The following is a 21,883-nucleotide window of genomic DNA, read 5'->3' as shown; positions in this document are numbered from 1 at the left end:
GCGACGACCGGCGAACGCCGGCGGCGGGCGGCAGACAGTGCCCCGCCGGCCGGACCGGCCCTGCGATCCCGGCCGCCCCGAACAGTGGGTGGCGTACCGGCTCACCCCCGCTTGCGCGGGGCTTTCCCACCGGGTCGGTTGCGCGCGGCAAGTTCCTCCGGCTTACCCCCGCTTGCGCGGGGCTTTCCAGGTGGAGGCCGTCCGGCACGCCACCCGCCACGGATCACCCCCGCTTGCGCGGGGCTTTCGGAGGTGTCCGCGCCGCCGGTGGCGGACGCGGCGGATCACCCCCGCTTGCGCGGGGCTTTCGCCTGCCGGGGCTGTCCTGGGGGAGGACCGGTCGGATCACCCCCGCTTGCGCGGGGCTTTCCCTTCGCGACCTGCACCGATGGGAGCCCGTTACCATTTCTTAACTTAGACGGATCCGGCGTCACTGTACTCCTGTCCGCTACTCTCCGTGAGAGAAGCGGCGACGCTTCGGAAGGCGGCCGTCGAGGTTCCGGCCCCAGGCGGTGGGACGAACCGCGCGGAGAACAGACAGCCACCAGGTCTCGACACCCTCGAGAATCAGCCGCAGGACCAGTGACACGTTCGCTGCTGCCCTGCTTCGTTGTCGAGCGAAACGAACGAAGGCTTCGGCGGCCTCCTAGGACTCCCCGGAACGTCGGCGTCTCGGTTCCCCACCCTACCGTCGAGCCCCTGAAGCCCCCTGCGCCGAACGTTCCTGCTGATACTCAGACTTCAGCGCCCGCTCGCCGGAAGCAGCTCACACTCCTCGGTCCAGCTCCAAGCGGTTCCACACGTGGACCGTGAGACCGCAGAACACCGCGCTGGTGGCGATGACGAGCCCCAGTTGGGCCATACCCACCACCTCGGGGAAGAGCGCCCAGATCGCCGGAGTCGCGAAGGGCAGCCACGCGGCCGTTGCGGGCTGCACGATCGCCGCCACCTGGGACACCACGATGAGGGCGATGGCCGCCCCTATCCCGGGAAGTGCCCCTCGGCCGAGGGTGGCTACCAAGGACGTGGGGACCACCACGGCACCGGTCAGGACGAGCAACAGCACCAGCCGGGTGAAGTCGGCCAGCACGTCGCCGTTGACAGGACCCAATCCCAGCAGGATGCCCACCAGGAACAGTGCGCCAACCGACACCAACGCGACCGCGCACACCCAGAGCAGATGGGTCAGCAGCTTGGCCAACACCACCACCGACCGTGTTGTCGGGGAGGCCAGCAGCCCGAGGACGGTGCCGTCGGTGAACTCCCGTCCGAAACTCCAGCTCAACGCGATGCCGAACGCGAGCAGGCCACCAGCGGCGGCGATCTGGGTGACGATCGTGAACAGCAGCGGCCAGCCGTCGAGATCGGCGGCGGCGCCGAGCCGGTCCACCACCTGGTCGTTCCCCGTGGAGACGGCGAGGACCAGACCGCAGCCGAGCAACGCGAGACCGACGACGAAGACACCGCCGGTGATCCACAAGGGCCGAGCTGCTGAGGCCTTGTGGATCTCGACCCAGCACGCTCCTCGGAAATTGTTCATACCCGCTCCCGGTTTCGTCGCTCGTCGTCGGAGAGCACGAGGTCGAACAGGGCTCGTTCCAGATCGGTTCCGCCGGGGTCGAGGGTTCCGGCGATCTCTCCACGGTTCATGACCGTGATCCGATGAGCGATCCGGGCCACCTCGTCGAGGTGGTGGCTGGAGACCAGAACGCCCGCACCGCGTGCCGCACGACGGCGGAGCCGCTCACGCAGGTCGATCACCCCGGCCGGATCGAGGGCGTTGGTGGGTTCGTCGAGCACGAGGAGCCGTGGCTCGTCCAGCATCGCCACGGCGACGCCGAGCCGCTGCCGGTTCCCCTGGGACAGCCGTCCCGCGCGCACGGCCGCGTAGTCACCGAGCCCGGCGTCGTCCAGGGCCTTCCGCGCGGCCTCGGCCGCCGTACTGGCGGGCAGTCCGCGCAATCTGGCCGCGACCAGCATGTTCCGCTGTGCGGTGAGTTCCGGGTAGGCGAACGGCCGATCGAGCATGTGGCCCACGCATCGCCACCTGCTCCCGGTCATTCGCGCCACCGGCGTACCAGCGATGCGGATGTCTCCGGATCGCAACCGCGCCATGCCGAGGATCAGGCGCATCAGCGTCGTCTTTCCCGCACCGTTGAGGCCCACCAGGGCGTGCACCTCTCCCTCTTCCACCGTGAGCGTCACTCCCCGCACGCCCACGCCCGGGGAGTAGGAGCGCACGGCACCGGTGACCTCAAGCAAGGCGGTCACGCCCCGACCTCCAACACGCTGAGCGCCGTCTCGATCGCTTCGACCAAGGTGGTGCCCTCGTTCTCCGCCCACTCGAAGAGTCCGGCGGAGAGTGCGCCCAGCAGCGCGGCGGCGGCGGCCCGGGCAGCGCGGGGATCGGTACCGTCGCTGATCAGCTGCTGCTGGATGGCCGCCGCCGTCTCCTCGTTCTGCTTCGCCAACGCCACGCGCAGGGTCAGAGTCGACGCGATGATGCGCACTCGACGGCGAACCATGCCCAGCTCCGCGTCGTCGAGTCCGCTCAACGCGCCACGCACGCCTCGAACCGCCCGAAGCAGCGCAGCCTCGCTCAGCGGGCGCTGGCTGATGGCACGAGCGATCACCGGGTCGAAGGGGTCGACGAGGACCGCCTGTTCCTTGGAGCCGAAGTGCCGGAAGAACGTCATCTCCGAGACCCCTGCGGAGGCGGCGATCTGCGACACGCTCGTCTGGTCGAATCCCTGTTCCTCGAAGAGCGCGAGCGCGCGCTCGGTCAGCAGAGCCAGCGTGCGCTCACGCTTCGACACCGTAGCCACGGACAAATGTTATCGACTAACATTTTTGAGTGGCTAGCGGCCCCGCCCACGAAGCGGAGGAGCTCAACGGGGTGCGGCGAGCGCGGTAGCGGCCGGAACGAAGCTGCGGATCACCGCGACGGTGTGGGTCGCCGCGTGCACCATCCCGCCACTCCTAAGCGCCGGCTCGAAACCCGGGGCTCTCGGGCACGTCGCCCCCACCACACCCACTAGCCGCGCGACCGCCGTTGCGGCAGATGCCAGCAACCGGCGGACCTCCTCCAGGCCGCAACCGAGCCACCGGGCAGTGCCGGCGAGCGCGACCAGGTAGTCGGTAAGCCCCTCGAGCCAGCCCTTCTCCTGGTCGTTCCCCTCGATACCCTGCCGCTCCGGCAGGGTGTCCACGCCCGCGACCGGGCGAACGCAGATCCCCGGTCGCCCTCGTGGTCACGCCAGGGCTTCGGCAACCCTGGCTGCACGGCGGGATGGTTGTGGTTCCTCGTAGGAGCGATGAGGACGGACTCGTCATGCCCGACTACCACGTGCCTGACCAGTTGGAACTCCTCGTAGGAGCGATGAGGACATGTTGTCCCAGGCCATTGGGGGCGGCCATCCCGCGCGTTGGAACTCCTCGTAGGAGCGATGAGGACACTCGGACATCCAGATGACCTCGTCCGGCGGAGAGCGTTGGAACTCCTCGTAGGAGCGATGAGGACCCCCGGCGTCACTCGCCGTGGCCGCGTCCCTCGCGTTGGAACTCCTCGTAGGAGCGATGAGGACGACGTCGCGCTGTACGCGCGCCGCCTGGTCGAGGTGTTGGAACTCCTCGTAGGAGCGATGAGGACTCGCCGCCACCAGCCTGTGGTCCACCGCGACCATCCTGTTGGAACTCCTCGTAGGAGCGATGAGGACCGGCGCCGCGCCCGGGGTTGTGCTCCGGGACTACGTGTTGGAACTCCTCGTAGGAGCGATGAGGACCCGAGAGTAAAGTCGCAGGTCAGCGGGCGCCTGGACCATCCTATCGGACACGGTTCTGCAGCGAACCCGAGGTTTGACATCAGACCCGGGGGGTTCGCTGAAATCTCGCCTCACTCGATGGTGCCTCCTCCCAAGCCTCCCGGCGGCCCGAAACACCACCAGATCAGCATGCCGAACCGGCGAAGGCCGCCGGGAAGGTGCCCACCGGCCCCGGTGCTCGACCGCCTCAAGCGTAGTGGTCGCCCACCTCTCCCCCATCGCTCGTTCGATACCATCCGCGCATGAGCACTTCCTGAGGACACGGTTCCGCACCGTCACCACCACTCGCGTCCGTGGGCCGTCTCCGGCCGGACGTGGGAGCCCGTTCGTCCACTTCAGGGAGGAGTCCCACCATGCCCCACGCCGAACCGACCGCCCTCGCCCGCCGCATCGACCGACTGCGCGAGGTGGCGCACGCGGAGCCCCGGCTCGACGGCGTGCTGCTGTACGGGTCCTGGACCCTGGGGGAGGCTGACGCCTACTCCGACGTGGAGGCCTACCTGTTCGTCCGTGACGCGGACGTCGCGGACTTCGACGGGGTGGAGTTCGCCGCCCGCCTCGGCCCGTTGGCCTACTCCTACGAGAACCAGTTCGGGGTCCTCACCGTCGTTTTCGACGATCTGATGCGTGGCGAGTTCCACGTGACGGCCTCGGGTGCGGGCGTGGAGCAGGTGCGCGGCTGGCGGGGGATGATCCACCTGCCCGACACCGAGCGTGCCGTGGTGTTGGACCGGGACGGGCGGCTCACGTCGGCGGCGCGCACGCTCGCCGAGTTCCAGCCGCCGGAGCCGGTGGGGACGGCGTCGCACCTGGTGGGTGAGCTGACGAACTGGACGTTGATGGAGGCTCACCTGTTGGCGCGGGGTGAGACGGCGCGGGCGCATGCCTGGGCGCAGTTCATGGTGGCGCCGGCGCAGTTGAAGTTGTGCCGGTTGCTCCGGGACTCGACCCGGCACTGGTTGACGCCGAGCCGGGCTGTGGAGCAGGACCTGCCGGCGGCCGACGTCGAGCGTTACCGGGCCACCACGTCCGCCGCCGAGCCGGCTTCGGTGTTGGCGGCGGCGGTGCGGTCGTGGCGGTGGACCCGGGAGTTGGCGGCCGAGGCGGAGGCGCGGTGGTCGATCAGCGTGCCCACGGAGTTGCACGGGCGGATCGCGGCGTTGTTGGCGGACCTGGAGGCCGGCGCCGGGTGGCCCGGGCCGGCCGTCGGCTAGCGGTCCGCCCCGCGAGGACGACCTCAGTCCTCGTCCTCCTCGGCGGGTCGTGACCGCCGCAGGGGGGTGACGAGGATGCGGGAGACGCGGCGGCCGTCGAGGGCGCGCACGGTGAAGCGGTGGTGGAGGGCTTCGACGCTGTCGCCCTCCCGGGGTAGGCGGTTGAACAGGGCGACGACGTAGCCGGCGAGGGTGTCGAAGGGGCCGTCGGGCAGGGTGAGGCCGGTCTGTTCCTCCACCTCGGTGCGGTGCAGCAGTCCGTCGACCTCGACGGAGCCTTCGGGGGATCGCCGGGAGGGGACGGCGCCGGGGTCGTACTCGTCGTAGATCTCGCCGACGACCTCCTCGACGAGGTCCTCGACGGTGACGATGCCGTCGGTGCCGCCGTACTCGTCGATGACCATGGCGAGGTGCCCGCCCTTGCGGCGCATCTGGGAGAGCGCGGCCAGCACCGGTTTGCTGCCGGGGAAGGCCGCGACGGGGCGGGCGATGTCGGCGAGGGTCCGGCCTTGGGGGTCCTCGCCGTCGACGACGGCGAGCAGGTCGCGGACGTGGACGAAGCCGACGACGTCGTCGGGGGACTCGCGGATCACCGGGTAGCGGGAGTGGGGTTTGCCGCGCATGAGGCGGACCGCGTCGGGCAGGGGGAGGTCGGCGTCGAGGAACTCGACCTCGGTGCGGGGGATCATGACCTCGCTGAGGACGCGGTCGCCGACGGCGAAGGCGTCGTCGAGCAGGCGGCGTTCCTCCACGGTCAGCTGTTCGTTGGTGCGGACCATGTCCCGCAGTTCCTCCTCCCCCACCTTCTCCTCGGCGGCCTGCGGGTCGATGCCCATGAGGCGGACCACGGCGTTGGTGGAGCGGGAGAGCAGCCAGATCAGGGGGCGGAAGACGGTGGCGAGGCGGTCGAGGACGCCGGCGGTGAACAGCGCCACCCCTTCGGACTTCTGGAGGGCGAGGCGCTTGGGGGCGAGTTCGCCGAGGACCAGGGACAGGTAGGAGACGAAGAGGGTGACCAGGACCAGCGCGAGGGTGGCGGCGAGGCCGGCGGGCAGTCCCCAGTCGGCGAGGTAGGGCTCGAGGCGGACGGCGATGGTGGCGCCGCCGTAGCCGGAGGCGAAGAACCCGGTGAAGGTGACGCCGATCTGCACTGCGGAGAGGAAGCGGTTGGGGTCGGAGCGGAGCCTGGCCAGTCGCTTCCCCCGGTTGCCCCGGGTGGCGGCGAGTCTGTCGACCTGGCTGTCGCGCAGCGACACCAGCGCGATCTCGGAGGCGGCGAAGTAGCCGCCGGCGAAGACGAAGAGCAGAACCAGCGCGAGATTCGTCGCGACACTGTCCATCCCTGGAATTCTCACAGGGTTGGGGTGTTCTGGCAGATCAGCGTGACGTTTCCGGTGGGCGTGCCAACCGCCGGGATGCGGGCGGCCCGCCCCGGGGGTGGGGCGGGCCGCCGTGCCCGGTGGTTCGACGTGTGTCCCTCCCGGGGCGGGGTGGGGTCAGCCGCCGAACCGCTCGGTGAGTTTGCGTTCGATGAGCCCCACCAGGGTGTAGAGGGCCCAGCCGATCGCGGAGAGCAGGATGAGGCAGATCATGACGACCTGGATGTCGTCGTTGTCCTGTGCCTGCTTCTCCAGGTAGCCCAGGCCGGCCTGGGCTCCGATGAACTCGCCGATGACGGCGGCGGTGACGGCCTGGAGCACGCCGACCCGCAGGCCCGCCGCGAGGGCGGGCAGGCTGTAGGGCAGGTCGATGAGCAGGGCGCGTCGGCCGCGTCGGATGTTCAGGACGTCGGCGAGGTCGTGCATGGTGGAGGGCATGCCTCGGAGCTTGCCGACCATGTTGATGAGCACCGGGTAGAAGGTCACCAGGGTGATCAGGGTGATCTTGGATCCGATGCCCAGGCCCAGCCAGAGGACGATGAGCGGGGCGATGGAGATCTTCGGCGTCACCTGGATGACGACGATGATCGGCATGAGCAGTCGTTCGATCCAGCCGACTCGGACGAAGAGCACCGCGAGGGCGATGCCGATGACCGAGCCGAGGGCGACTCCCTGGAGCACCTCGGCGAGGGTCTGCTGGAGGTGGATGCTCAGCCCGCCGGCCTGCCACAGGGAGACGGCGCGGGTGACGAGCTGCCCGGGGCTGGGCAGCACGTAGGAGGGCAGGCCGGAGAAGGCGGCCAGTGCCCACCACAGGCCGACGCCGCCGGCGAGGGAGGCCGCGCCGACCAGCAGGGGCAGGGCGCGGTCGCGGCGCTCAGTTGTCGAGCTCACGGTGGTCCCTGACCAGGTCGGCGGCGTCGAACGCCTCGTCGATCAGTTCGAACTCGGCCTGGGAGTCGATGGCCTCCTGCCAGCGGTCGAGGTTGCCGTGGCCGAAGCCGTTCTCCTCGGTGTCGGCGGACTGCCACAGTTCGGCGGCGTAGACGTCGCGGAGGACCTCGGAGATCTCGTCCTCCTGGCCCTCGAAGGTGGGGGCGTACTTCTCGATGGACATCGCCGTGGACTCGTCGATGTGGTCGATCGTGTACTGGAGTGCCTCGTCGAGGGCGGCGGTGAAGGAGGCGACGACCTCCGGGGTGTTCTCGACGGTGTCGGGGCTGGTGACGAGGATGTTGCCGAAGGAGGGCAGGTACTCGTCGCTGAGGATCTGGCCGACGTCCATCCCGGCGTTCTGGAGGGCGAAGTAGCGCAGTCGGGAGAAGACGATGGCGTCGACCTCGCCGCTCTGGAGGGCCTGGACGATGGCGCCGGTGCCGATGGTGCGCAGGTCGATGTCGTCGACGGTCAGGTCGGCGCTGTCGAGCATGGCCTGGAGCTGGGCGTAGTTGGGGCTGCCGAGGTCGGTGACGGCGACGCTGCGGCCTTCCAGGTCGGCGGGGGTCTCGATGCCGCTGTCGTTGGCGAACAGCAGGGCGCCGATGCCCTTCTGGTAGGTGGTGTGGACGACGTTGGTGCGGACGCCGCTGCCGTAGGCGGTGATGACGGAGTCGCCGTTGGGGAAGCCGAAGTCGACGTTGCCGGCGGCGACGTTCTGGACGATGTCGGCGCCGTTGGCGTAGGTGAACTCGACGTCGAGGCCGTGGTCGGCGAAGTAGCCCTGTTCCACGGCCTCGTAGAGGGGGGCGTAGTAGGGGACGGCGGCGCCGTCGATCTGCACGGTGACCGAGGTGGTGCCCTCGTCACCGCCGGTGGTGGTGCCGGCGTTGTCGGCGGGGCTGCATGCGGCGACACCGCCGAGGGCGGCGGCCAGGCCGAGGGCGGCGACGCCGCGCAGGGAGCGGGGGGAAGGGGACATGGTAAGTCCTTTCGGGACGGGGCGGGTCCGGCCGTCGCGGGTCAGCGGCGCCAGGGCAGTGCCCGGCGTTCGACGAGGCTGACCAGGGCGAAGCCGGTCAGTCCGACGACCACGGTGAGGACGACCGCGGCGATGAGCTGCGGCGTGTCGTAGGTGCTCCGGCCCTGGACCATGAGGAATCCCAGGCCTTGTTGGGCGGAGATGTACTCGGCGAGGAACGCGCCGGTCATCGCGTCGATGACCGCGATCCTGGCGCCGGCGAACAGGGCGGGCAGCGCGGTGGGCAGTTGGACGAGCCGGAAGAACCGGGCGGGTCCGAGGTTGAGGACGCGGCCCAGTGCCCGTTGGTCGTCGGTGACCTCGCCGAGGCCGAGCATCATCGCGATCATCATGGGGAAGAAGGCGAGCATCACGATGAGCGCGAGCTGGGAGCCGAGGCCGAGGCCGAACCAGAGGACGAGCAGTGGGGCGAGGGCGATCTTGGGTGCGGCCTGGAGGATGACGACGTAGGGCGCCAGGATCAGGCGGACCGTCCGGAAGGAGGCGATGACCCAGCCGAGGAGGGAGCCGATGACGATGCCGGCGCCGAGTCCGACGGCGATGTTGCGGACGGTGTAGCCGAGGTGGGGCCACAGTTCGCCGCTGCTGGCCAGCCGCCACAGGGCGTCGCCGACGCTGAGCGGGTCGGGCAGCAGGTAGGAGGGGACGTCGGCGAGGGTGACGTAGAGCTGCCAGGCGAGTAGGACCACGGCCAGGTAGGCGGCGGCGACGGTGATCCGGCGCAGCGGGGTTCCCTTGCCGAAGGGGCCGCCGCCGGGTCGGTTGCCGCCGGGCGCGGGTGGCGGGGTGGCGGCTCCGGTGGTGATCTCGGCGGTGCTCACGCCAGCTCCCCGCGCAGCATGCCGGCGAACTCGGCGAAGACCGGGAGTTGCCGGGTGGCGGCGTCGCGGTTCCGGTCGAGGGGGACCTGGTGGACGGAGCGGAGCCGGCCAGGGCGGGGTGACATGACCACGACGCGGTCGGCGAGGTAGGCGGCCTCCTCGACGCTGTGGGTGACGAAGACGATGGTCTTCCTGGTGGCGGCCCAGATGCGCAGGATGTCGTCGTGGAGCTTGTCCCTGGTGATGGCGTCGAGGGCGCCGAAGGGCTCGTCCATGAGCAGGATCCGGGGGTCGTAGGCGAGGGCGCGGACGATCGCGACCCGTTGGCGCATGCCGCCGGAGAGTTCCTTGGGGTAGGACTTGGCGAAGTCGCGCAGCCCGACGAGTTCGAGGAGTTGGTCGACCCGGTCGGTGGGCAGGTCGGAGCGGTCCTTCTGGACCTCGATGCCGAGGGAGACGTTGCGGGCGACGGTGCGCCACGGCAGCAGGGCCGGTTCCTGGAAGACGAAGCCGATGTCGCGGCCCGGGCGGGGAGCGCGGGTCCACTCGATGGTGCCCTCGTAGTCGGTGTCGAGGCCGGCGACCATCCGCAGCAGGGTGGACTTGCCGCAGCCGGAGGGGCCGATGATGGCGATGATCTCGCCGTCGCCGATGTCGAGGTTGACGTCGTCGAGGGCGCGCACGGAGGCGCCCTTGACGCTGACGTACTCCTTGCTCACACCGCGGATCTCCAGCAGCCGCCTGTGGTCGGTCGCGGCCGCCGGGGGCGGCGCGGTGTCCTCGTGGGTGTGATGGGTCACGGTGGCGGCTCCAGCGGGAGTCAGCCGGTCTGGTCCGGCTCGGATGGTCGAGTCGAGGATGCACACTAAGCATTTCTTCCGTGTTGCGGAAGTGGTCATCCGGAATTGTTGTCCGCGACGGAGAGTGCCCGCTTGGACGACCCTACGAGGCGGCGTTGATCGTTTGCGCTGGTCGAGGCTCGTATTTGACTCTGCACGCACTGTCGGGGACGGAACGTGACTGTTGACTGCCCGTGATGGCGCACCGCACACTGACGATTCTGGAAATCGACTTCCGCCTGACAGAAGGAGTCCTGGTGCCTCGCAGCGCTGCCGACCCGTGGCTCGACGGACGGCCCCCGCACCTGCCGTGCGGGCCCGGTGACCTGCCCGAGGTGTGCCTGCTGCCCGGGGACCCGGCCAGGGTGGACCGGGCGGCGGCCGTGCTCGACGACTTCCGCGTGCTGGGCCAGAACCGCGAGTTCCGCGTGGGCGTCGGCCGGCGGGGCGAGGTCGAGGTGGGGGTGTGCTCCACCGGCATCGGTGGCCCCTCCACCGAGATCGCGCTGGTGGAGCTGGCCCGGCTGGGCGTGCGGACGGTGCTGCGGACCGGGGGCATGGGGGCGCTGTCGGCGCGGATCGCGCCCGGTGACCTGTGCGTGGTCACCGAGGCGGTCCGCGAGGGCGGGGCCGCCTCCTGGTACGCCGACCCCGAGGTGCGGGCGCTGTCCAGCCCCGAGGTGCGCACCGCCCTGGCAGCGACCGCCGACCGGGCGGGGGAACGGGCACACGGCATCACCGTGCTCTCCTGCGACTCCTACTACGTCGGGGAGGGCCGCCCGGTGCCCGGGCTGGAGGACAGGGCCGCGCGCCGCTTCGCCCAGGTCGAGGCGCTCGGGGTGGACGCGATGGACATGGAGTGCGAGACGGTGCTCGCCGTGGGCGCGGCCGTGGGGCTGCGGGTCGGGGGCCTGCTGGTCGCCCACGCCTCCCGGGCCACCGACAGCTGGTTGGAGGACTACGAGCCGGCGCAGTTGCGGATGCTGCGGGTGGCGGCGGACGCGGCGGCGCGGCTGAGCTCGGAGGGCCAGCGGTGACCGCCGTCACGACGGGTCCGCGTCCGGTCGGTGACCCGCCGGCCGGGGAGGACGCCCGCGCCCGGTTCTTCGCCGCCGCCCCGGCCGCCGAGGGCGGCGCGGCCCCCGACCTGCGGGTCCGGCTGGGCTCGCTGACCCTGCGCAACCCGGTGATGCCCGCCTCCGGGTGCTTCGGGCCGGAGCTGGCCCCGCTGGTGCCCACGTCCGAGATCGGCGCCACCGTCACCAAGACCGTGTTCGCCCGGCGGCGTGGCGGCAACCCGACCCACCGGTTGACCGAGACCCCGATGGGCATGATCAACAGCGTGGGCATCCCGAGCCTGGGCACCGACGGGTTCGTCCGCGAGATGCTGCCCCGCTACCGGGCGATGGCCGCCCCGGTGATCGTCAGCGTCGGCGGTCTGGCCGTGGGCGAGTACCTCACCGTCATGGACGAACTGGCGGGGGCGCGGTTCGACGGGGTCGAGGTGAACGTGTCGTGCCCGAACCTCGAACACGGCGGCCTGGACATCGGCACCGATCCGGACGCGGTCGCCCGCGTCGTCTCCGGGGTCGTCGCCCGCACCGACGTTCCCGTGCTGGTCAAGCTCACCCCGATGGTGTCCTCCATCGCCGAGGTGGCCCGCGCCGCCGAGGAGGCCGGCGCGACCGCGTTGACCGTGGCCAACTCCTTCCCCGGCATGACCCTGGACCCCCGGACCCGCCGGCCCGTCCTGGGCAACCGGGTCGGCGGGGTGTCCGGGCCCGCCGTCAAACCCCTCGCCCTCCGGCTCACCTGGGCCACCGCCGAAGCGGTGGGTGTTCCGGTGATCGGTTGTGGTGGTATCTCCACCGTGGACGATGCGCTCGACTTCCTGGCCGTCGGCGCCACCGCCGTCCAGGTCGGCACGGCGCACTTCGCCCGGCCGTTCGTCATGGCCGAGATCGCCCGCGGGCTCGCGGCGCGGTGCGCGGCGGCGGATGCCACCCGACTGACCGACTACGTCCGGACCCTGGGGGAGACATGAGCGTCGACAAGCCGATGCAGGTGGTGGTGCGCGCCCTGGACGTGCTCACCGCGTTGAGCAACGCCCGGGGCGGCAGGACCCTCCAGGACCTGCACGAGGAGCTCGACATCCCGCTCGGCAGCATGCACCGCGTCCTGTCCACCCTGACCCAGCAGGGCTTCGTCAGCCGGTCCCGGGTGAACAAGCGGTACTTCATCGGCCCGGCGGCCCGCGCGTTGTCCGCGCAGCGCTCCCACGGTGGCAGCCCGCTCGTGGTGCCCCCGGCGGCGCTGGCCCAGGCCGGTGAGGAGAGCGGGGAGACGGTGTTCCTCACCGAGATGATCGGGGAGCTGCCCGTCTGCGTGGCCCTGGTGGAGGCCCGGCACCCGCTCCGGCTGTTCGTGCGGATCGGGCAGGAGATGCCGTTGCACGCGGCCGCCGCCAGCCGCTCCATCCTGGCCCACCAGCCCGAGGACGTGGTGCGCACCCTGCTCGCGGGCACCTCGATGACCGGGTTCACCGCCGACACCCCGCGCACCGTGGCCGAGGTCCTCGACCACCTGGCGGTGGTCCGGGACCGGGGCTACGACGTGTGCGACGACGAACTCGACCGGGACGTGTGGGCGGTGTCCGCTCCGCTGCTCGCCGCCGACGGGTCCGTCACCTCCAGCGTCACCCTGGCCGCGGCCGGTTCCCGGATGAGCGACCCGCTCACCCGGGCCCGCGCGACGGAGATCGTGCTGCGCGCGGCCAGGGAGATGTCCTTCGACCTGGGGTGGTCCGGCGAGGACGTCGCCCATTCCACGCAGAGAGGAACCTGATGAGCCAGCAGTCCTCCCCCACGCGCCCTCGGGTGGACCCGACCGAGTTCGCCGCCGACGTCCTGGCCGCCGGCGGCGGCACGCCCGCCCAGCCCACCTCCCTGCCCGCCGCGTTGCGCGGGGGCCGGTGGGTCGCGCGGCCGGCGTTGCTGCGGCGGGCCGCCGCGTTGCTGGCCCCCGTCCTGCCCGCCGGGGTGGACCGCATCGTCGGGGTGGGGCCGGCGGAGCAGCCGCTGGTCGTGGCGACCGCGCTGCACACCGGCCTGCCCTTCGCGGTGCTCGACGACACCACCGGCGACCCGGCCACGGCCGGGGATGCCGGGCCGTCGCTGCTGGTGGGCGAGGTGCACCGGCACGAGACGGTCGTGCTGGTCGCGGCCGCGCCCTCCCCGGCCGACCACCACGCCGGGGAGGCGATGCGCTCCCACGGCGTGCGGGTGCCGCGCACCGCGCTGCTCAGCGAGGTCCTCGCCACGGCGGACTGACCCGCCGGCCCCCGCCCGTCCCCGTCACCCACCCCCTGGAGGCCGACATGGCTACCCCACCCCCGCGCGACGTCGCCGTCGACGCCGCCGTCGAGTTGCTCGTCCCCGCGCCCGGCGGGCCGCCCGTCCTCGACCCGGCCCGTTCCCCGGCCGCCGCCGAACGGCTCGGCGCCCTCGTCGCCGAGGAGTTGCGCGCCACCGGGGTCGACGCCGTCCTGACCTGGGAGGAGGACGGTGGGGCCGCTGTCCTCGGCCACATCACCGCCCGGGAGTTGGGGGCGCCCAGGGTGGCGGTCCGCGAGGACCTGGGCCGGCTGCTGGGGGACGTGGATCGGCTGCGCGGTCTGCGGGCCGGGTTGGCGGCGCTGACCGAACCAGCCCCGCGGGTGCTCGACCCGCTGCGCCGGCTGGTGTCCTCCCACGACGGCGAGATCGTCGCCACCGCCGTGGCCGTGCGGCCGGCGGAGCTGGACGAGGCCACCAGGAGGGCACGGGGATGACGACCACCGAGAACCCGCTCGTCCTCGCGGTGGACCAGGACCGGATCGCCGCCGACCTCGACCACCTCGCCTCGCTCACCGAACCCGGCCCCGGCGTGTCCCGCCTGGCGTTCACCGAGTTGGAACGCCAGGCGCACGAGTACTTCGCGGCGACGTTGCGGCCGTTGGGGTACCGGGTGTGGACCGACACGGTCGGGAACACCATCGCCGAACTCGAGGGGACCGATCCGGGCGCGCCGGCCATCGGCACCGGGTCCCACCTGGACAGCGTGCCCTCCGGCGGCCGGTTCGACGGCATCGTCGGGGTCGTCGCCGGCATGGAGGTGGCCCGCGCGCTGGCCGACTCCGGCGTGCGGCCGAGGCACCGGCTGCGGGTCGTGGCCTTCGCCGCCGAGGAGGGCGCGCGCTTCGGCCAGGCCTGCACCGGCAGCCGGGTGGTGGCCGGGCTCACCGACGCCGCCGACCTGGACCGGCTGCGGGACGCCGCGGGGACGAGCATGGCCGAGGCGATGCGTTCGGTGGGGCTGGCGCCCGAGCGGGCCTCCGAGGCCCGGTGGGCGGCCGAGGACTGGGCGGCGTTCATCGAACTGCACATCGAGCAGGGCAAGGTCCTGGAGTCCCTCGACCTGCCCATCGGGGTCGTCGACGTGATCTCCGGCAGCACGCGCCTGGAATTCACCGTCACCGGCCTGGCCTCCCACACCGGGGGCACGCCGATGCACCTGCGGGCGGACGCGTTGGCCGCCGCGGCCGAACTGGTGCTGCTGGCCGAGGAGATCGCCACCGACTCCCGCCACCACGGCACCCGGCTCACCGTCGGGCGGCTCGACGTCAGCCCGAACTCGCTGACCACCATCCCCGGTGCGGTGGTGTTCGGGTTGGACGTGCGCGACGTCGACAGCGCCCGGCAGCGGGAGACGGCCGCCGAGTTCACCGCGCGGGCGCACGCCGTGGCGGCCCGCAGGGGCGTCGGGCTGCGGGACCGGTTGTTGGCCGACACCTCCCCGGTGGTGCTGCCCTCCTGGATCCAGGACGAGATCACCCGGGCGGCCCGCGACTGCGGCTCCGCCTACCGGGTGATGCCCAGCGGCGCCAGCCACGACAGCCAGATGCTGACCAGGGTGGTGCCGGTGGGCATGGTCTTCGTGCCCAGCCGGGACGGCCTGAGCCACACCCCGGCGGAGTGGACGAGCGTGCCGGAGATCGCCGAGGGCACCCGGGTGCTGGCGGCGACGCTGCTGCGCCTGGACGCCGCCGCGTCCACGGGTGAGGAGCGGGCGCGGTGACCGCCCCCCTGTCGCGGAGCCTGGCCGAACGGGTGGTGCCGTTGCCGCCGGCCGCTCGACCGGAACCCACCTGGGACGAGTGCCGGGTGGTGGCGCACGAACCCGTCGGGGACCGCTACCACCGGCTGACCCTGCGGGCGCCCAGCATCGCCGACCGGGCGTTGGCCGGGCAGTTCGTGATGATCACCATCCCGGAGAGCACCCCGTCCCGGTCGGTGTTGCCACGTCCGATGGCGGTGCACCGCCGACGCCCCGCCGAGGGTGTCGTGGAGATCGTCTACGGGGCCGGCGGGGCCGGCACCCGGGCGCTGACCGAGGTGGCGGTGGGCGAGGACCTGCTGGTCACCGGTCCCCTCGGCCGTGGTTTCACCCTCGACCCCGGGACCCGCCGCGTGCTGGTGGTCGGCCGGGGCATCGGGGTCTGCTCGGTGATGGGCGCCGTGGAGGACGCGGTGGCCACCGGGGTGGAGGTCGTCGCGGTGACCAGCGCCCGCACCACCGAGGCGTTGGTGGGGCCCGGTGACCTCGCCGAACTCGGGGTCGAACGGGTGTTGGCCGTCACCGACGAGGCCGGCGACAGCGCGGTGCCCGCGCTGCGGTCCCGGCTGGCCGGGGAACTGGCGGACGGACCACCGGCCCAGGTGTTCGTCTGCGGCTCCGACCGGCTCGCCGAGCTGTGCCGGTCGTTGGGCCAGGAGTGGGGCGCGCGGGTTCAGGTGTCGTTGGAGGCGCACATGGCCTGCGGGTTGGGCTACTGCCACGGCTGCGCGACGGCGGCCACCACCACCGGCAGCGAGAGCCCGCTGATCTGCGCCGACGGCCCCGTCTTCGCCCTGCCGACCGGCGGTGGCGACCGGTGAGCGAGCTGCGGTTGCGTGCCGTCCGCCCCTACGGGGAGGGGCCCCCGGTGGACCTCACCGTGCGGGACGGGCGCATCGCCGCCGTGGAACCCGCCGAGGGCTCCCCGCCCCGCGCGGGCGAGCTGGACGGGCGGGGCGGGGTGCTGCTGCCCGGGTTCGTGGACCTGCACACCCACCTGCGGGAACCCGGCGGTGAGGACGCGGAGACGGTGCGGACGGGGACGGCGTCGGCCGCCGCCGGCGGGTTCACCGACGTCTTCGCCATGGCCAACACCCGGCCGGTGACCGACTCCGTCGACCGGGTGCGGTGGTTGGCGGAGCTGGCGGCGGCGGAGGCCGTGGTCCGCGTCCACCCGGTGGCCGCCGTGACCCGGGACCTGGCCGGCGCCGAACTGACCGACCTGGACGCCCTGGTCGCCGCCGGGGTCCGGGTCTTCTCCGACGACGGGCACTGTGTGGACGACCCGGCCCTGGTCGACCGGGCCCTGCGCCACCTCGGCCCGGCCGGTGGGGTGTTCGCCCAGCACGCGCAGAGCGCGGCCCTGGCCGGCGGCGGCCAGGTCGACGCCACGGTCGCCGCCCGGCTGGGGCTGCCGCCGTGGCCGATGGTGGCCGAGGACGTGGTGGTGGCCCGCGACGCGCTGCTGGCCCTGGAGCGGGACGCGCCCCTGCACGTCTGCCACGTGTCCTCCCCCCGGTCGGTGGAGATCGTCCGGTGGGCCCGGGAACGGGGGGCCCGGGTCAGCGCGGAGGTCACCCCACACCACCTGTTGCTCGACACGACCCGGAGCGGGACGGGGGACCCCACCTACAAGGTCAACCCGCCGCTGCGCGCCCCGGAGGTGGCGCCGGCGCTGCGGGATGCCCTGCGCGACGGGGTGATCGACGTCGTCGCCACTGACCACGCCCCGCACCCGGCGCACCGCAAACGCGGGCCGTGGCGGGAGGCGGCCTTCGGGATGACCGGGTTGGAGACGGCGCTGGCGGTCACCGCCGAGGTGTTCGACGGGACGTCCGGTGTGGACTGGCGTCGGGTGGCCGAGGTGTTGTCCCACCGGCCGGCCGCCCTCGCCGGCATCGACGGGGTTGCCGGTCGGCCACTCGCGGTGGGCGAACCAGCCACCTTCTGCGTCGTCACCGAGGACACCCCGTGGACGGTGAGCCGGGCGGACACCCGCAGCCTGTCGGGGAACACCCCGTTCGAGGGCCGGGAGTTCCGGCACCGCGTCGTGCTCACGGTGGTGGCGGGCCGCGCGGTGTGGCGGCACGAGGCGACGACGGCGGAGCGCCGCTGACACCGGCCGGGGAGTAGGGGCGGGGCCGGCCCCGCTCCCCCGCCCCGGCCACGTGCCCGCGCGCCCGACGCGGCACCGGGTGGACGTCGCCAGGGGGCGCTCCCTCGCGGTGCGCACCCGCTCACCGCCGACCCCCGACGCCCGCCGGACGGCGACGTGGGGGACGCCCGGCAACCCCACCGGGCGCTCCCCAGTGGAGTGAATTCCGGGCCGGCGCGGGACGCCGCACCCCCCGTCCCGCAGGTGCGCGCGTGGAGACGGTCGCGCGCGCTCGACCAGCGGTTCTCGCCCGTTCCGCCCGCGGGGTGAGCGGGTCAGGGAATCCGCGCGTCGCCCCAGCCCACTGCACCGTCCACCCAGGACGTCCTTGACCTGAACAAAGGTTCAGGTCCTAGCGTTCCTCACGCACGGCCACCCGGTCGTGCCACACCGTCGAGGAGGAACCGATGTCGCACTCCCCCGCCCCCTACCGTCTCGCCGTGCTCATGGGCAGCGTCCGCGAGGGCAGGTTCTGCCCCACCGTCACCCGGTGGTTCGTCGGCCAGGCCGTCAACCGCTCCGACATCGCCACCGTCGACGTCATCGACCCCGCCGAACTGAACCTGGAGGACGAGGAGTTCGCCAAGCGCATCGAGGCCGCCGACGCGATCGTGGTCGTCACCCCGGAGTACAACCACGGCTACCCCGGTGCGCTGAAGAGCGCCATCGACTCACTGTTCGCCGAGTGGCAGACCAAGCCCGTCGGCTTCGTCAGCTACGGCGGGATCTCGGGTGGCCTTCGCGCGGTGGAGCAACTGCGCGCGGTCTTCGCGGAACTGCACGCGGTCACGATCCGGGAGACCGTCAGCTTCCACGGCGCCGACGCGTGCTTCGACGCCAAGGGGAACCCCCTCGACGCGGACCGGGTGAACCGCGCGGCGAGCGCCCTGCTGAACCAGCTCGGCTGGTGGGCCGAGACCCTGCGGGACGGCCGGGCCGCCCGCGCCTACGTCTGAGGCGACCCGGCTCCGCCGACTGGGGCTGGCCCGCGTCCGGACGGGCTGGCCACCCGTCGGCCGAGACGCGCCGACCAGTCCACGGTGGATCGCCGTGCGCGGTTCCACCACGCGGGGGACCGGAGCGACGGGCAGGGGCCCCGCCGGTCGCCGCCGCCGCGCTCAGCGGACCTGGTCAGGGGGCCGCGCCGGCCGCCCCGGCGGGCCTGCCCGGAACCGCACCGGTGGGGGCGCGCAGCAGGTCCCGGTGGTCCAGCCAGTCGGCGACCTCCTCGGCGAGGTCGCCGACCGTCCGGCCCGCCACCTCCAGTTCGAGGACCGGCAACCTGCTCGCCGCCGCCAGCCGACGCAGCGCCCGCTGCTCGGCAAGGAAGAACCCGAGGTCGTCGTACTGGTCCGGTTTGGCCGAGACGAGCAGGCGTTCCTCCCGCGCCGAGGCGAAGGTCTCCTCGGCCCGGGTGCACAGCACGATCGCGAACCCCAGGGGCAGCAGCCGCTCCTCCAACCCCGCGTCGTCGAAGTCCCGGCCCCGACGCTGCTGGTCGGCGCGGGCCGAGAGGTGGAAGCGGTCCACGATCCACGAGTAGTACCGGTGCAGCTCGAACAGCCGGGTCCAGGTCCGGAACACCTCGACCGCCGCAGGTTCCTCCTCCGGTCCGAAGGAGATGGGACTGGGGCCCCACGCCTGGTTGGTCAGGCCGCCCCACTCCCCGGAGATCACCGGGGAGTGGTACCGGTAGCGCCGCGGCCCGACCACCCTGGGGTGCTCGTTGAGCGCGAACGCCAGTTCGGTCTTCCTCGTCAGCCGCGTGCCCTCAAGGATGATCTTCGGGCACAACGGCGGGGCGGATTCAGCCATCTCGTCAGTCAAGAGCAGCACATCCCGGGGATCAAGAGACGGGCACCGCGCTCTCCGAGGAGCCCGCCGGCCGGGCGACGGTCGGCGTCACCAGGTGGGAGGCGTTGATCGGCGACGGTGCCGTGCGGGGACGATGCTGGAGGCATGTGGTCCTCCACCGCCGACCCGCCCTCCCGTCGCGCGCCCCGCGACTCCACCGCCCCCTCGACGCCTCCGCCCCGCCGGACCGCGCGCGCCACCGGTCGGGACACGGCCCGGTGCCGACCGGGCAGCCTCGGCGTGCCCGCACCACCGACCCCCGGCACGGTCCGGGTGGCCACCTTCAACACCGCGCTGTCCCGCCCCGTCGAGGGCGGGATGGCCGCCGAACTGTCCGACCCCGCGGGCAGCGAGCAGGCACGGCTGGTGGCCGAGGTGCTGCAACGCGTTCGCCCCGACATCGTGCTGCTCGCCGAGTTCGACCACGACGCCGACGGTGCGGCGGCCACCACCTTCGTCCGCGACTACCTGGCGGTCCCCCAGCTCGGCGCGGAACCCCTGCGCTACGACCACCGCTTCCTCGGGCCGGTGAACACCGGAGTGCCTTCGGGTTTCGACCTCGACCGGGACGGCGCCTTCGACGGACCCGACGACGCCTGGGGATACGGGCATTTCCCCGGCCAGTACGGGATGCTCCTGCTGTCCCGCCACCCGATCAACGTCGAACGGGTGCGGACCTTCCGGCGTTTCCGCTGGCAGGACCTGCCTGGCGCGCTGCTCCCGTCCGCCCCGGACGGCAGCCCCCACTACCCGCCCGAGGTGCTCGACCGGTTCCCGCTCTCGTCGAAGTCGCACTGGGACGTGCCGGTCCAGGTGGGGTCCCGCGCGCTGCACGTGCTGGCGTCCCACCCGACCCCACCCGCCTTCGACGGCCCGGAACGGCGGAACGTCCGGCGCAACCACGACGAGGTCCGGTTCTGGGTGGACTACCTGTCGCCGGGCGGTGCCGACCACCTGCACGACGACGCGGGTACCGCCGGTGGCCTGCCGCCCGGCGCCGAGTTCGTCGTGCTGGGTGATCTGAACGCCGACCCCTCGGCCGGCGACCGGGAACCGGGTGCGATCCGCCGCCTGCTGGCCGCACCCCGGCTCGTCGACACCCGGCCGGGCAGCCTCGGCGCGGTGGAGGCGGCCCTGCGACGGGGGTGGTCGGGAACCGGGTGGACGGCCACCGCGGACTTCGGGGTCGACGGACCGGGCTGTCTTCGGGTCGACTACGCGCTGCCCTCGGCCGGTACGAACCCGGGGGCGAGCGGCGTCTGCTGGCCGCCGTCCTGGTCCGCTCTGGAGCGGCTCGCCCTGGCCTCGGACCACCGGCTGGTGTGGGTCGACCTGCGGTGGTGATCGGCTGGTGCGACGGGCGGGGCGCGTACCTCCGCTTCCGCTCGCAGGGACGCGCCCACCTGGCCCGTTCTCCTGGCCCCGTCCACCTGGCTTCCGTCGCAGGTGGGCTCCGGCCCGGGCTCGGGCCGGGGCCGGGTCGCCGGAGTTCGACCGGCGTCGGGCCGGGCGGGTCAGACCGCGTCGTCCTCGCCGAGCAGGGGGCCGGTGGCCAACCGCCCGGTGGGGATGGCGGACACCCCGGCGGGAGGCGGGGCGGGATGACCGAGGGCGACGACGTGGCGAACCTGCCATCGGACCTCCAGACCCAGCAGCCGGCCGGCGGCGGCGACGTTCCGCTCGGGGTGGAGCGTCACCGGGCAACTCCCGAGGCCCAACGCGTGGGCGGCCAGCAGGATGGACTGGCACAACCTGCCCTCGTCGAAGCCGGTGTCCCGGCCGCCGAGTTCGGGGTCGACGGCGATGGCGAGCACGGTGGGGGCGTTGGCGAGGTGGAGCGCGTAGTCCCCGAGGGTGCTCAGGCGTCGCCGGACGTCCTGTTCGGTGACCACCCGCAGCCGCCACGGCTGCCGGTTACGGGCTGACCCGGTCCACCGCGCGACCTCGCAGACCGCCTGGATGTCCCGTTCGGCCACCGGTTCCTCGGTGAACCACCGGGTGGCCCTGGGCGTCCGCAACCAGTCCAACAGTTCCTCGGCGCGCGACACCACCCCAGTCTGCCGGAGACGGTTGAGCGTGAGCTGTGCAGGGGCGGCTTCGACAAGTAGTGGGAGCGCAACTCTGCGGGAACATCCCCCAACGGACACCGCATGGCCATGACAACCCGTTCACCACAAGGCGCTGGAGACGTGTGCACTGAAGCAACGCGTGTCCTGAGCTACCTTCGCCCTCCCAGGCTCTGCCCGGGCCCCACACACCGCAGGTCCGTGAACCCTGCTGGCCGCCGACGACTGTGTCGCCTCGCGCGAGTTCAGCTCGCGGCGGGAAGTTCGCTGACGAAGTCGAATTCGCCGTCAGAGGCGCCCGCCAGGAAGGCGGACCACTCGCCGTGATCGAAGCGAAGCTCGACCTCGCTGGTCAGGGAAGTGACGAGCGTGTCGGTGCCGATCTTGGTGATGGCGGCCACGCCGTTCGTGTTGGCAACGCCGTCGCAGGCGTCGCGCACGAAGGCTGTCCAGGCGCCGAGCGGGTAGGCGATCGTCCCAGCGGTGGGGTACTTGCTGTGCCGGATGACCACACCGTCCGCTGTCGGCGCTACCTCGACGCAGTTCTCACCGTTGCTGCTGCGTGTGGAGGTCCGCCACGCAAGGCGGTCGACGGCGGTCAT

At 72.5% G+C, this 21,883-nt stretch carries 23 protein-coding genes and 1 CRISPR repeat array; of the genes, 11 read left to right on the top strand and 12 right to left on the bottom strand.

Annotated elements, in window-relative coordinates:
* Window positions 1-766: 766 nt before the first annotated feature.
* The 4 genes from ACOJVX_RS10095 to ACOJVX_RS10080 form a co-directional block, all read right to left on the bottom strand.
* On the bottom strand, window positions 767-1,540 hold the full coding sequence (locus ACOJVX_RS10095; protein ID WP_103055391.1) for an ABC transporter permease: 774 nt from the start codon (window positions 1,538-1,540) through the stop codon (window positions 767-769).
* Window positions 1,537-2,271, bottom strand: coding sequence for an ABC transporter ATP-binding protein (locus tag ACOJVX_RS10090; protein ID WP_418153237.1), 735 nt, complete (start codon window positions 2,269-2,271; stop codon window positions 1,537-1,539). Before ACOJVX_RS10090 ends, ACOJVX_RS10095 begins: the two co-directional genes overlap by 4 nt.
* Complete coding sequence (locus ACOJVX_RS10085) at window positions 2,268-2,825, bottom strand: TetR family transcriptional regulator (protein ID WP_162147339.1); 558 nt, start codon at window positions 2,823-2,825, stop codon at window positions 2,268-2,270. Before ACOJVX_RS10085 ends, ACOJVX_RS10090 begins: the two co-directional genes overlap by 4 nt.
* Before the next feature lie 63 nt (window positions 2,826-2,888).
* The gene (locus tag ACOJVX_RS10080) at window positions 2,889-3,209 is read right to left on the bottom strand and encodes a hypothetical protein (protein ID WP_418153236.1); all 321 of its coding nucleotides are present in this window, start codon (window positions 3,207-3,209) and stop codon (window positions 2,889-2,891) included.
* Window positions 3,210-3,292: 83 nt separating this feature from the next.
* Window positions 3,293-3,782: direct repeats of the CRISPR family, unit length 30 nt; unit sequence GTTGGAACTCCTCGTAGGAGCGATGAGGAC.
* Between the two features lie 392 nt (window positions 3,783-4,174).
* Between ACOJVX_RS10080 and ACOJVX_RS10075 the strand changes: the two genes are divergently transcribed.
* Window positions 4,175-5,035 carry a nucleotidyltransferase domain-containing protein gene (locus ACOJVX_RS10075; protein WP_418153234.1) on the top strand — a complete coding sequence of 287 codons (861 nt, stop codon included), beginning with the start codon at window positions 4,175-4,177 and terminating at the stop codon, window positions 5,033-5,035.
* A 23-nt stretch (window positions 5,036-5,058) separates the two neighbouring features.
* Here ACOJVX_RS10075 and ACOJVX_RS10070 read toward each other — a convergent pair whose 3' ends face one another.
* The 5 genes from ACOJVX_RS10070 to ACOJVX_RS10050 form a co-directional block, all read right to left on the bottom strand.
* Window positions 5,059-6,375 carry a hemolysin family protein gene (locus tag ACOJVX_RS10070; protein ID WP_026420482.1) on the bottom strand — a complete coding sequence of 439 codons (1,317 nt, stop codon included), beginning with the start codon at window positions 6,373-6,375 and terminating at the stop codon, window positions 5,059-5,061.
* A gap of 156 nt (window positions 6,376-6,531) precedes the next feature.
* Window positions 6,532-7,308, bottom strand: coding sequence for an ABC transporter permease (locus ACOJVX_RS10065; protein ID WP_026420483.1), 777 nt, complete (start codon window positions 7,306-7,308; stop codon window positions 6,532-6,534).
* A complete protein-coding gene (locus ACOJVX_RS10060) occupies window positions 7,292-8,332 on the bottom strand; it encodes an ABC transporter substrate-binding protein (protein WP_103055395.1) in 1,041 nt (346 codons plus the stop codon). The genes ACOJVX_RS10065 and ACOJVX_RS10060 overlap by 17 nt, the downstream gene beginning before the upstream one ends.
* 41 nt (window positions 8,333-8,373) lie before the next feature.
* Window positions 8,374-9,213 (bottom strand): ABC transporter permease, encoded by an 840-nt coding sequence (locus tag ACOJVX_RS10055; RefSeq protein WP_026420485.1) that lies wholly within the window; start codon window positions 9,211-9,213, stop codon window positions 8,374-8,376.
* Window positions 9,210-10,013, bottom strand: a complete 804-nt coding sequence (locus tag ACOJVX_RS10050; RefSeq protein ID WP_418153233.1) for an ABC transporter ATP-binding protein — start codon at window positions 10,011-10,013, stop codon at window positions 9,210-9,212. Before ACOJVX_RS10050 ends, ACOJVX_RS10055 begins: the two co-directional genes overlap by 4 nt.
* Window positions 10,014-10,309: 296 nt before the next feature.
* Between ACOJVX_RS10050 and ACOJVX_RS10045 the strand changes: the two genes are divergently transcribed.
* The 9 genes from ACOJVX_RS10045 to ACOJVX_RS10005 all read left to right on the top strand — a co-directional run bounded on the left by ACOJVX_RS10045 (window position 10,310) and on the right by ACOJVX_RS10005 (window position 18,317).
* A complete protein-coding gene (locus tag ACOJVX_RS10045; RefSeq protein ID WP_030106581.1) occupies window positions 10,310-11,089 on the top strand; it encodes a nucleoside phosphorylase in 780 nt (259 codons plus the stop codon).
* Window positions 11,086-12,096 (top strand): dihydroorotate dehydrogenase, encoded by a 1,011-nt coding sequence (locus ACOJVX_RS10040; protein ID WP_422647461.1) that lies wholly within the window; start codon window positions 11,086-11,088, stop codon window positions 12,094-12,096. Before ACOJVX_RS10045 ends, ACOJVX_RS10040 begins: the two co-directional genes overlap by 4 nt.
* Complete coding sequence (locus ACOJVX_RS10035) at window positions 12,093-12,896, top strand: IclR family transcriptional regulator (RefSeq protein ID WP_026420489.1); 804 nt, start codon at window positions 12,093-12,095, stop codon at window positions 12,894-12,896. Before ACOJVX_RS10040 ends, ACOJVX_RS10035 begins: the two co-directional genes overlap by 4 nt.
* Window positions 12,896-13,381, top strand: a complete 486-nt coding sequence (locus ACOJVX_RS10030) for a hypothetical protein (protein WP_418153230.1) — start codon at window positions 12,896-12,898, stop codon at window positions 13,379-13,381. The genes ACOJVX_RS10035 and ACOJVX_RS10030 overlap by 1 nt, the downstream gene beginning before the upstream one ends.
* A 47-nt stretch (window positions 13,382-13,428) precedes the next feature.
* Window positions 13,429-13,881 carry a hypothetical protein gene (locus ACOJVX_RS10025; RefSeq protein ID WP_422647460.1) on the top strand — a complete coding sequence of 151 codons (453 nt, stop codon included), beginning with the start codon at window positions 13,429-13,431 and terminating at the stop codon, window positions 13,879-13,881.
* On the top strand, window positions 13,878-15,167 hold the full coding sequence (locus tag ACOJVX_RS10020; RefSeq protein ID WP_418153228.1) for a Zn-dependent hydrolase: 1,290 nt from the start codon (window positions 13,878-13,880) through the stop codon (window positions 15,165-15,167). Before ACOJVX_RS10025 ends, ACOJVX_RS10020 begins: the two co-directional genes overlap by 4 nt.
* Window positions 15,164-16,027 (top strand): dihydroorotate oxidase electron transfer subunit, encoded by an 864-nt coding sequence (locus tag ACOJVX_RS10015; RefSeq protein WP_026420493.1) that lies wholly within the window; start codon window positions 15,164-15,166, stop codon window positions 16,025-16,027. The genes ACOJVX_RS10020 and ACOJVX_RS10015 overlap by 4 nt, the downstream gene beginning before the upstream one ends.
* Window positions 16,024-17,322, top strand: a complete 1,299-nt coding sequence (locus ACOJVX_RS10010) for a dihydroorotase (RefSeq protein WP_103055397.1) — start codon at window positions 16,024-16,026, stop codon at window positions 17,320-17,322. The genes ACOJVX_RS10015 and ACOJVX_RS10010 overlap by 4 nt, the downstream gene beginning before the upstream one ends.
* Before the next feature lie 446 nt (window positions 17,323-17,768).
* Window positions 17,769-18,317 carry an NADPH-dependent FMN reductase gene (locus tag ACOJVX_RS10005; RefSeq protein WP_026420495.1) on the top strand — a complete coding sequence of 183 codons (549 nt, stop codon included), beginning with the start codon at window positions 17,769-17,771 and terminating at the stop codon, window positions 18,315-18,317.
* Window positions 18,318-18,492: 175 nt separating this feature from the next.
* Here ACOJVX_RS10005 and ACOJVX_RS10000 read toward each other — a convergent pair whose 3' ends face one another.
* On the bottom strand, window positions 18,493-19,176 hold the full coding sequence (locus tag ACOJVX_RS10000) for a hypothetical protein (protein WP_418153227.1): 684 nt from the start codon (window positions 19,174-19,176) through the stop codon (window positions 18,493-18,495).
* 144 nt (window positions 19,177-19,320) lie between these two features.
* Here ACOJVX_RS10000 and ACOJVX_RS09995 point away from each other — a divergent pair, with 144 nt between their 5' ends.
* The gene (locus ACOJVX_RS09995; protein ID WP_422647459.1) at window positions 19,321-20,559 is read left to right on the top strand and encodes an endonuclease/exonuclease/phosphatase family protein; all 1,239 of its coding nucleotides are present in this window, start codon (window positions 19,321-19,323) and stop codon (window positions 20,557-20,559) included.
* A 170-nt stretch (window positions 20,560-20,729) separates the two neighbouring features.
* Here ACOJVX_RS09995 and ACOJVX_RS09990 read toward each other — a convergent pair whose 3' ends face one another.
* Together ACOJVX_RS09990 and ACOJVX_RS09985 are read right to left on the bottom strand one after the other, a co-directional pair.
* A complete protein-coding gene (locus ACOJVX_RS09990) occupies window positions 20,730-21,263 on the bottom strand; it encodes a nitroreductase family protein (protein ID WP_418153225.1) in 534 nt (177 codons plus the stop codon).
* Window positions 21,264-21,526: 263 nt separating this feature from the next.
* The gene (locus tag ACOJVX_RS09985) at window positions 21,527-21,883 is read right to left on the bottom strand and encodes a DUF397 domain-containing protein (RefSeq protein ID WP_418153224.1); all 357 of its coding nucleotides are present in this window, start codon (window positions 21,881-21,883) and stop codon (window positions 21,527-21,529) included.

The organism is Actinoalloteichus caeruleus, assembly GCF_049311605.1.
GTDB classification, from domain to species: Bacteria; Actinomycetota; Actinomycetes; order Mycobacteriales; family Pseudonocardiaceae; genus Actinoalloteichus_B; species Actinoalloteichus_B caeruleus.
This window is presented reverse-complemented; position numbering and strand designations above follow the sequence as displayed.

What these genes read in the sequence shown, in the direction of transcription:
- ACOJVX_RS10095 (WP_103055391.1), bottom strand. Translation starts at nt 1,540, where the DNA reads ATGAACAATTTCCGAGGAGCGTGCTGGGTCGAGATCCACAAGGCCTCA.
- ACOJVX_RS10075 (WP_418153234.1), top strand. Translation starts at nt 4,175, where the DNA reads ATGCCCCACGCCGAACCGACCGCCCTCGCCCGCCGCATCGACCGACTG.
- ACOJVX_RS10070 (WP_026420482.1), bottom strand. Translation starts at nt 6,375, where the DNA reads ATGGACAGTGTCGCGACGAATCTCGCGCTGGTTCTGCTCTTCGTCTTC.
- ACOJVX_RS10060 (WP_103055395.1), bottom strand. Translation starts at nt 8,332, where the DNA reads ATGTCCCCTTCCCCCCGCTCCCTGCGCGGCGTCGCCGCCCTCGGCCTG.
- ACOJVX_RS10035 (WP_026420489.1), top strand. Translation starts at nt 12,093, where the DNA reads ATGAGCGTCGACAAGCCGATGCAGGTGGTGGTGCGCGCCCTGGACGTG.
- ACOJVX_RS10030 (WP_418153230.1), top strand. Translation starts at nt 12,896, where the DNA reads ATGAGCCAGCAGTCCTCCCCCACGCGCCCTCGGGTGGACCCGACCGAG.
- ACOJVX_RS10025 (WP_422647460.1), top strand. Translation starts at nt 13,429, where the DNA reads ATGGCTACCCCACCCCCGCGCGACGTCGCCGTCGACGCCGCCGTCGAG.
- ACOJVX_RS10020 (WP_418153228.1), top strand. Translation starts at nt 13,878, where the DNA reads ATGACGACCACCGAGAACCCGCTCGTCCTCGCGGTGGACCAGGACCGG.
- ACOJVX_RS10005 (WP_026420495.1), top strand. Translation starts at nt 17,769, where the DNA reads ATGTCGCACTCCCCCGCCCCCTACCGTCTCGCCGTGCTCATGGGCAGC.
- ACOJVX_RS10000 (WP_418153227.1), bottom strand. Translation starts at nt 19,176, where the DNA reads ATGGCTGAATCCGCCCCGCCGTTGTGCCCGAAGATCATCCTTGAGGGC.
- ACOJVX_RS09995 (WP_422647459.1), top strand. Translation starts at nt 19,321, where the DNA reads ATGTGGTCCTCCACCGCCGACCCGCCCTCCCGTCGCGCGCCCCGCGAC.
- ACOJVX_RS09985 (WP_418153224.1), bottom strand. Translation starts at nt 21,883, where the DNA reads ATGACCGCCGTCGACCGCCTTGCGTGGCGGACCTCCACACGCAGCAGC.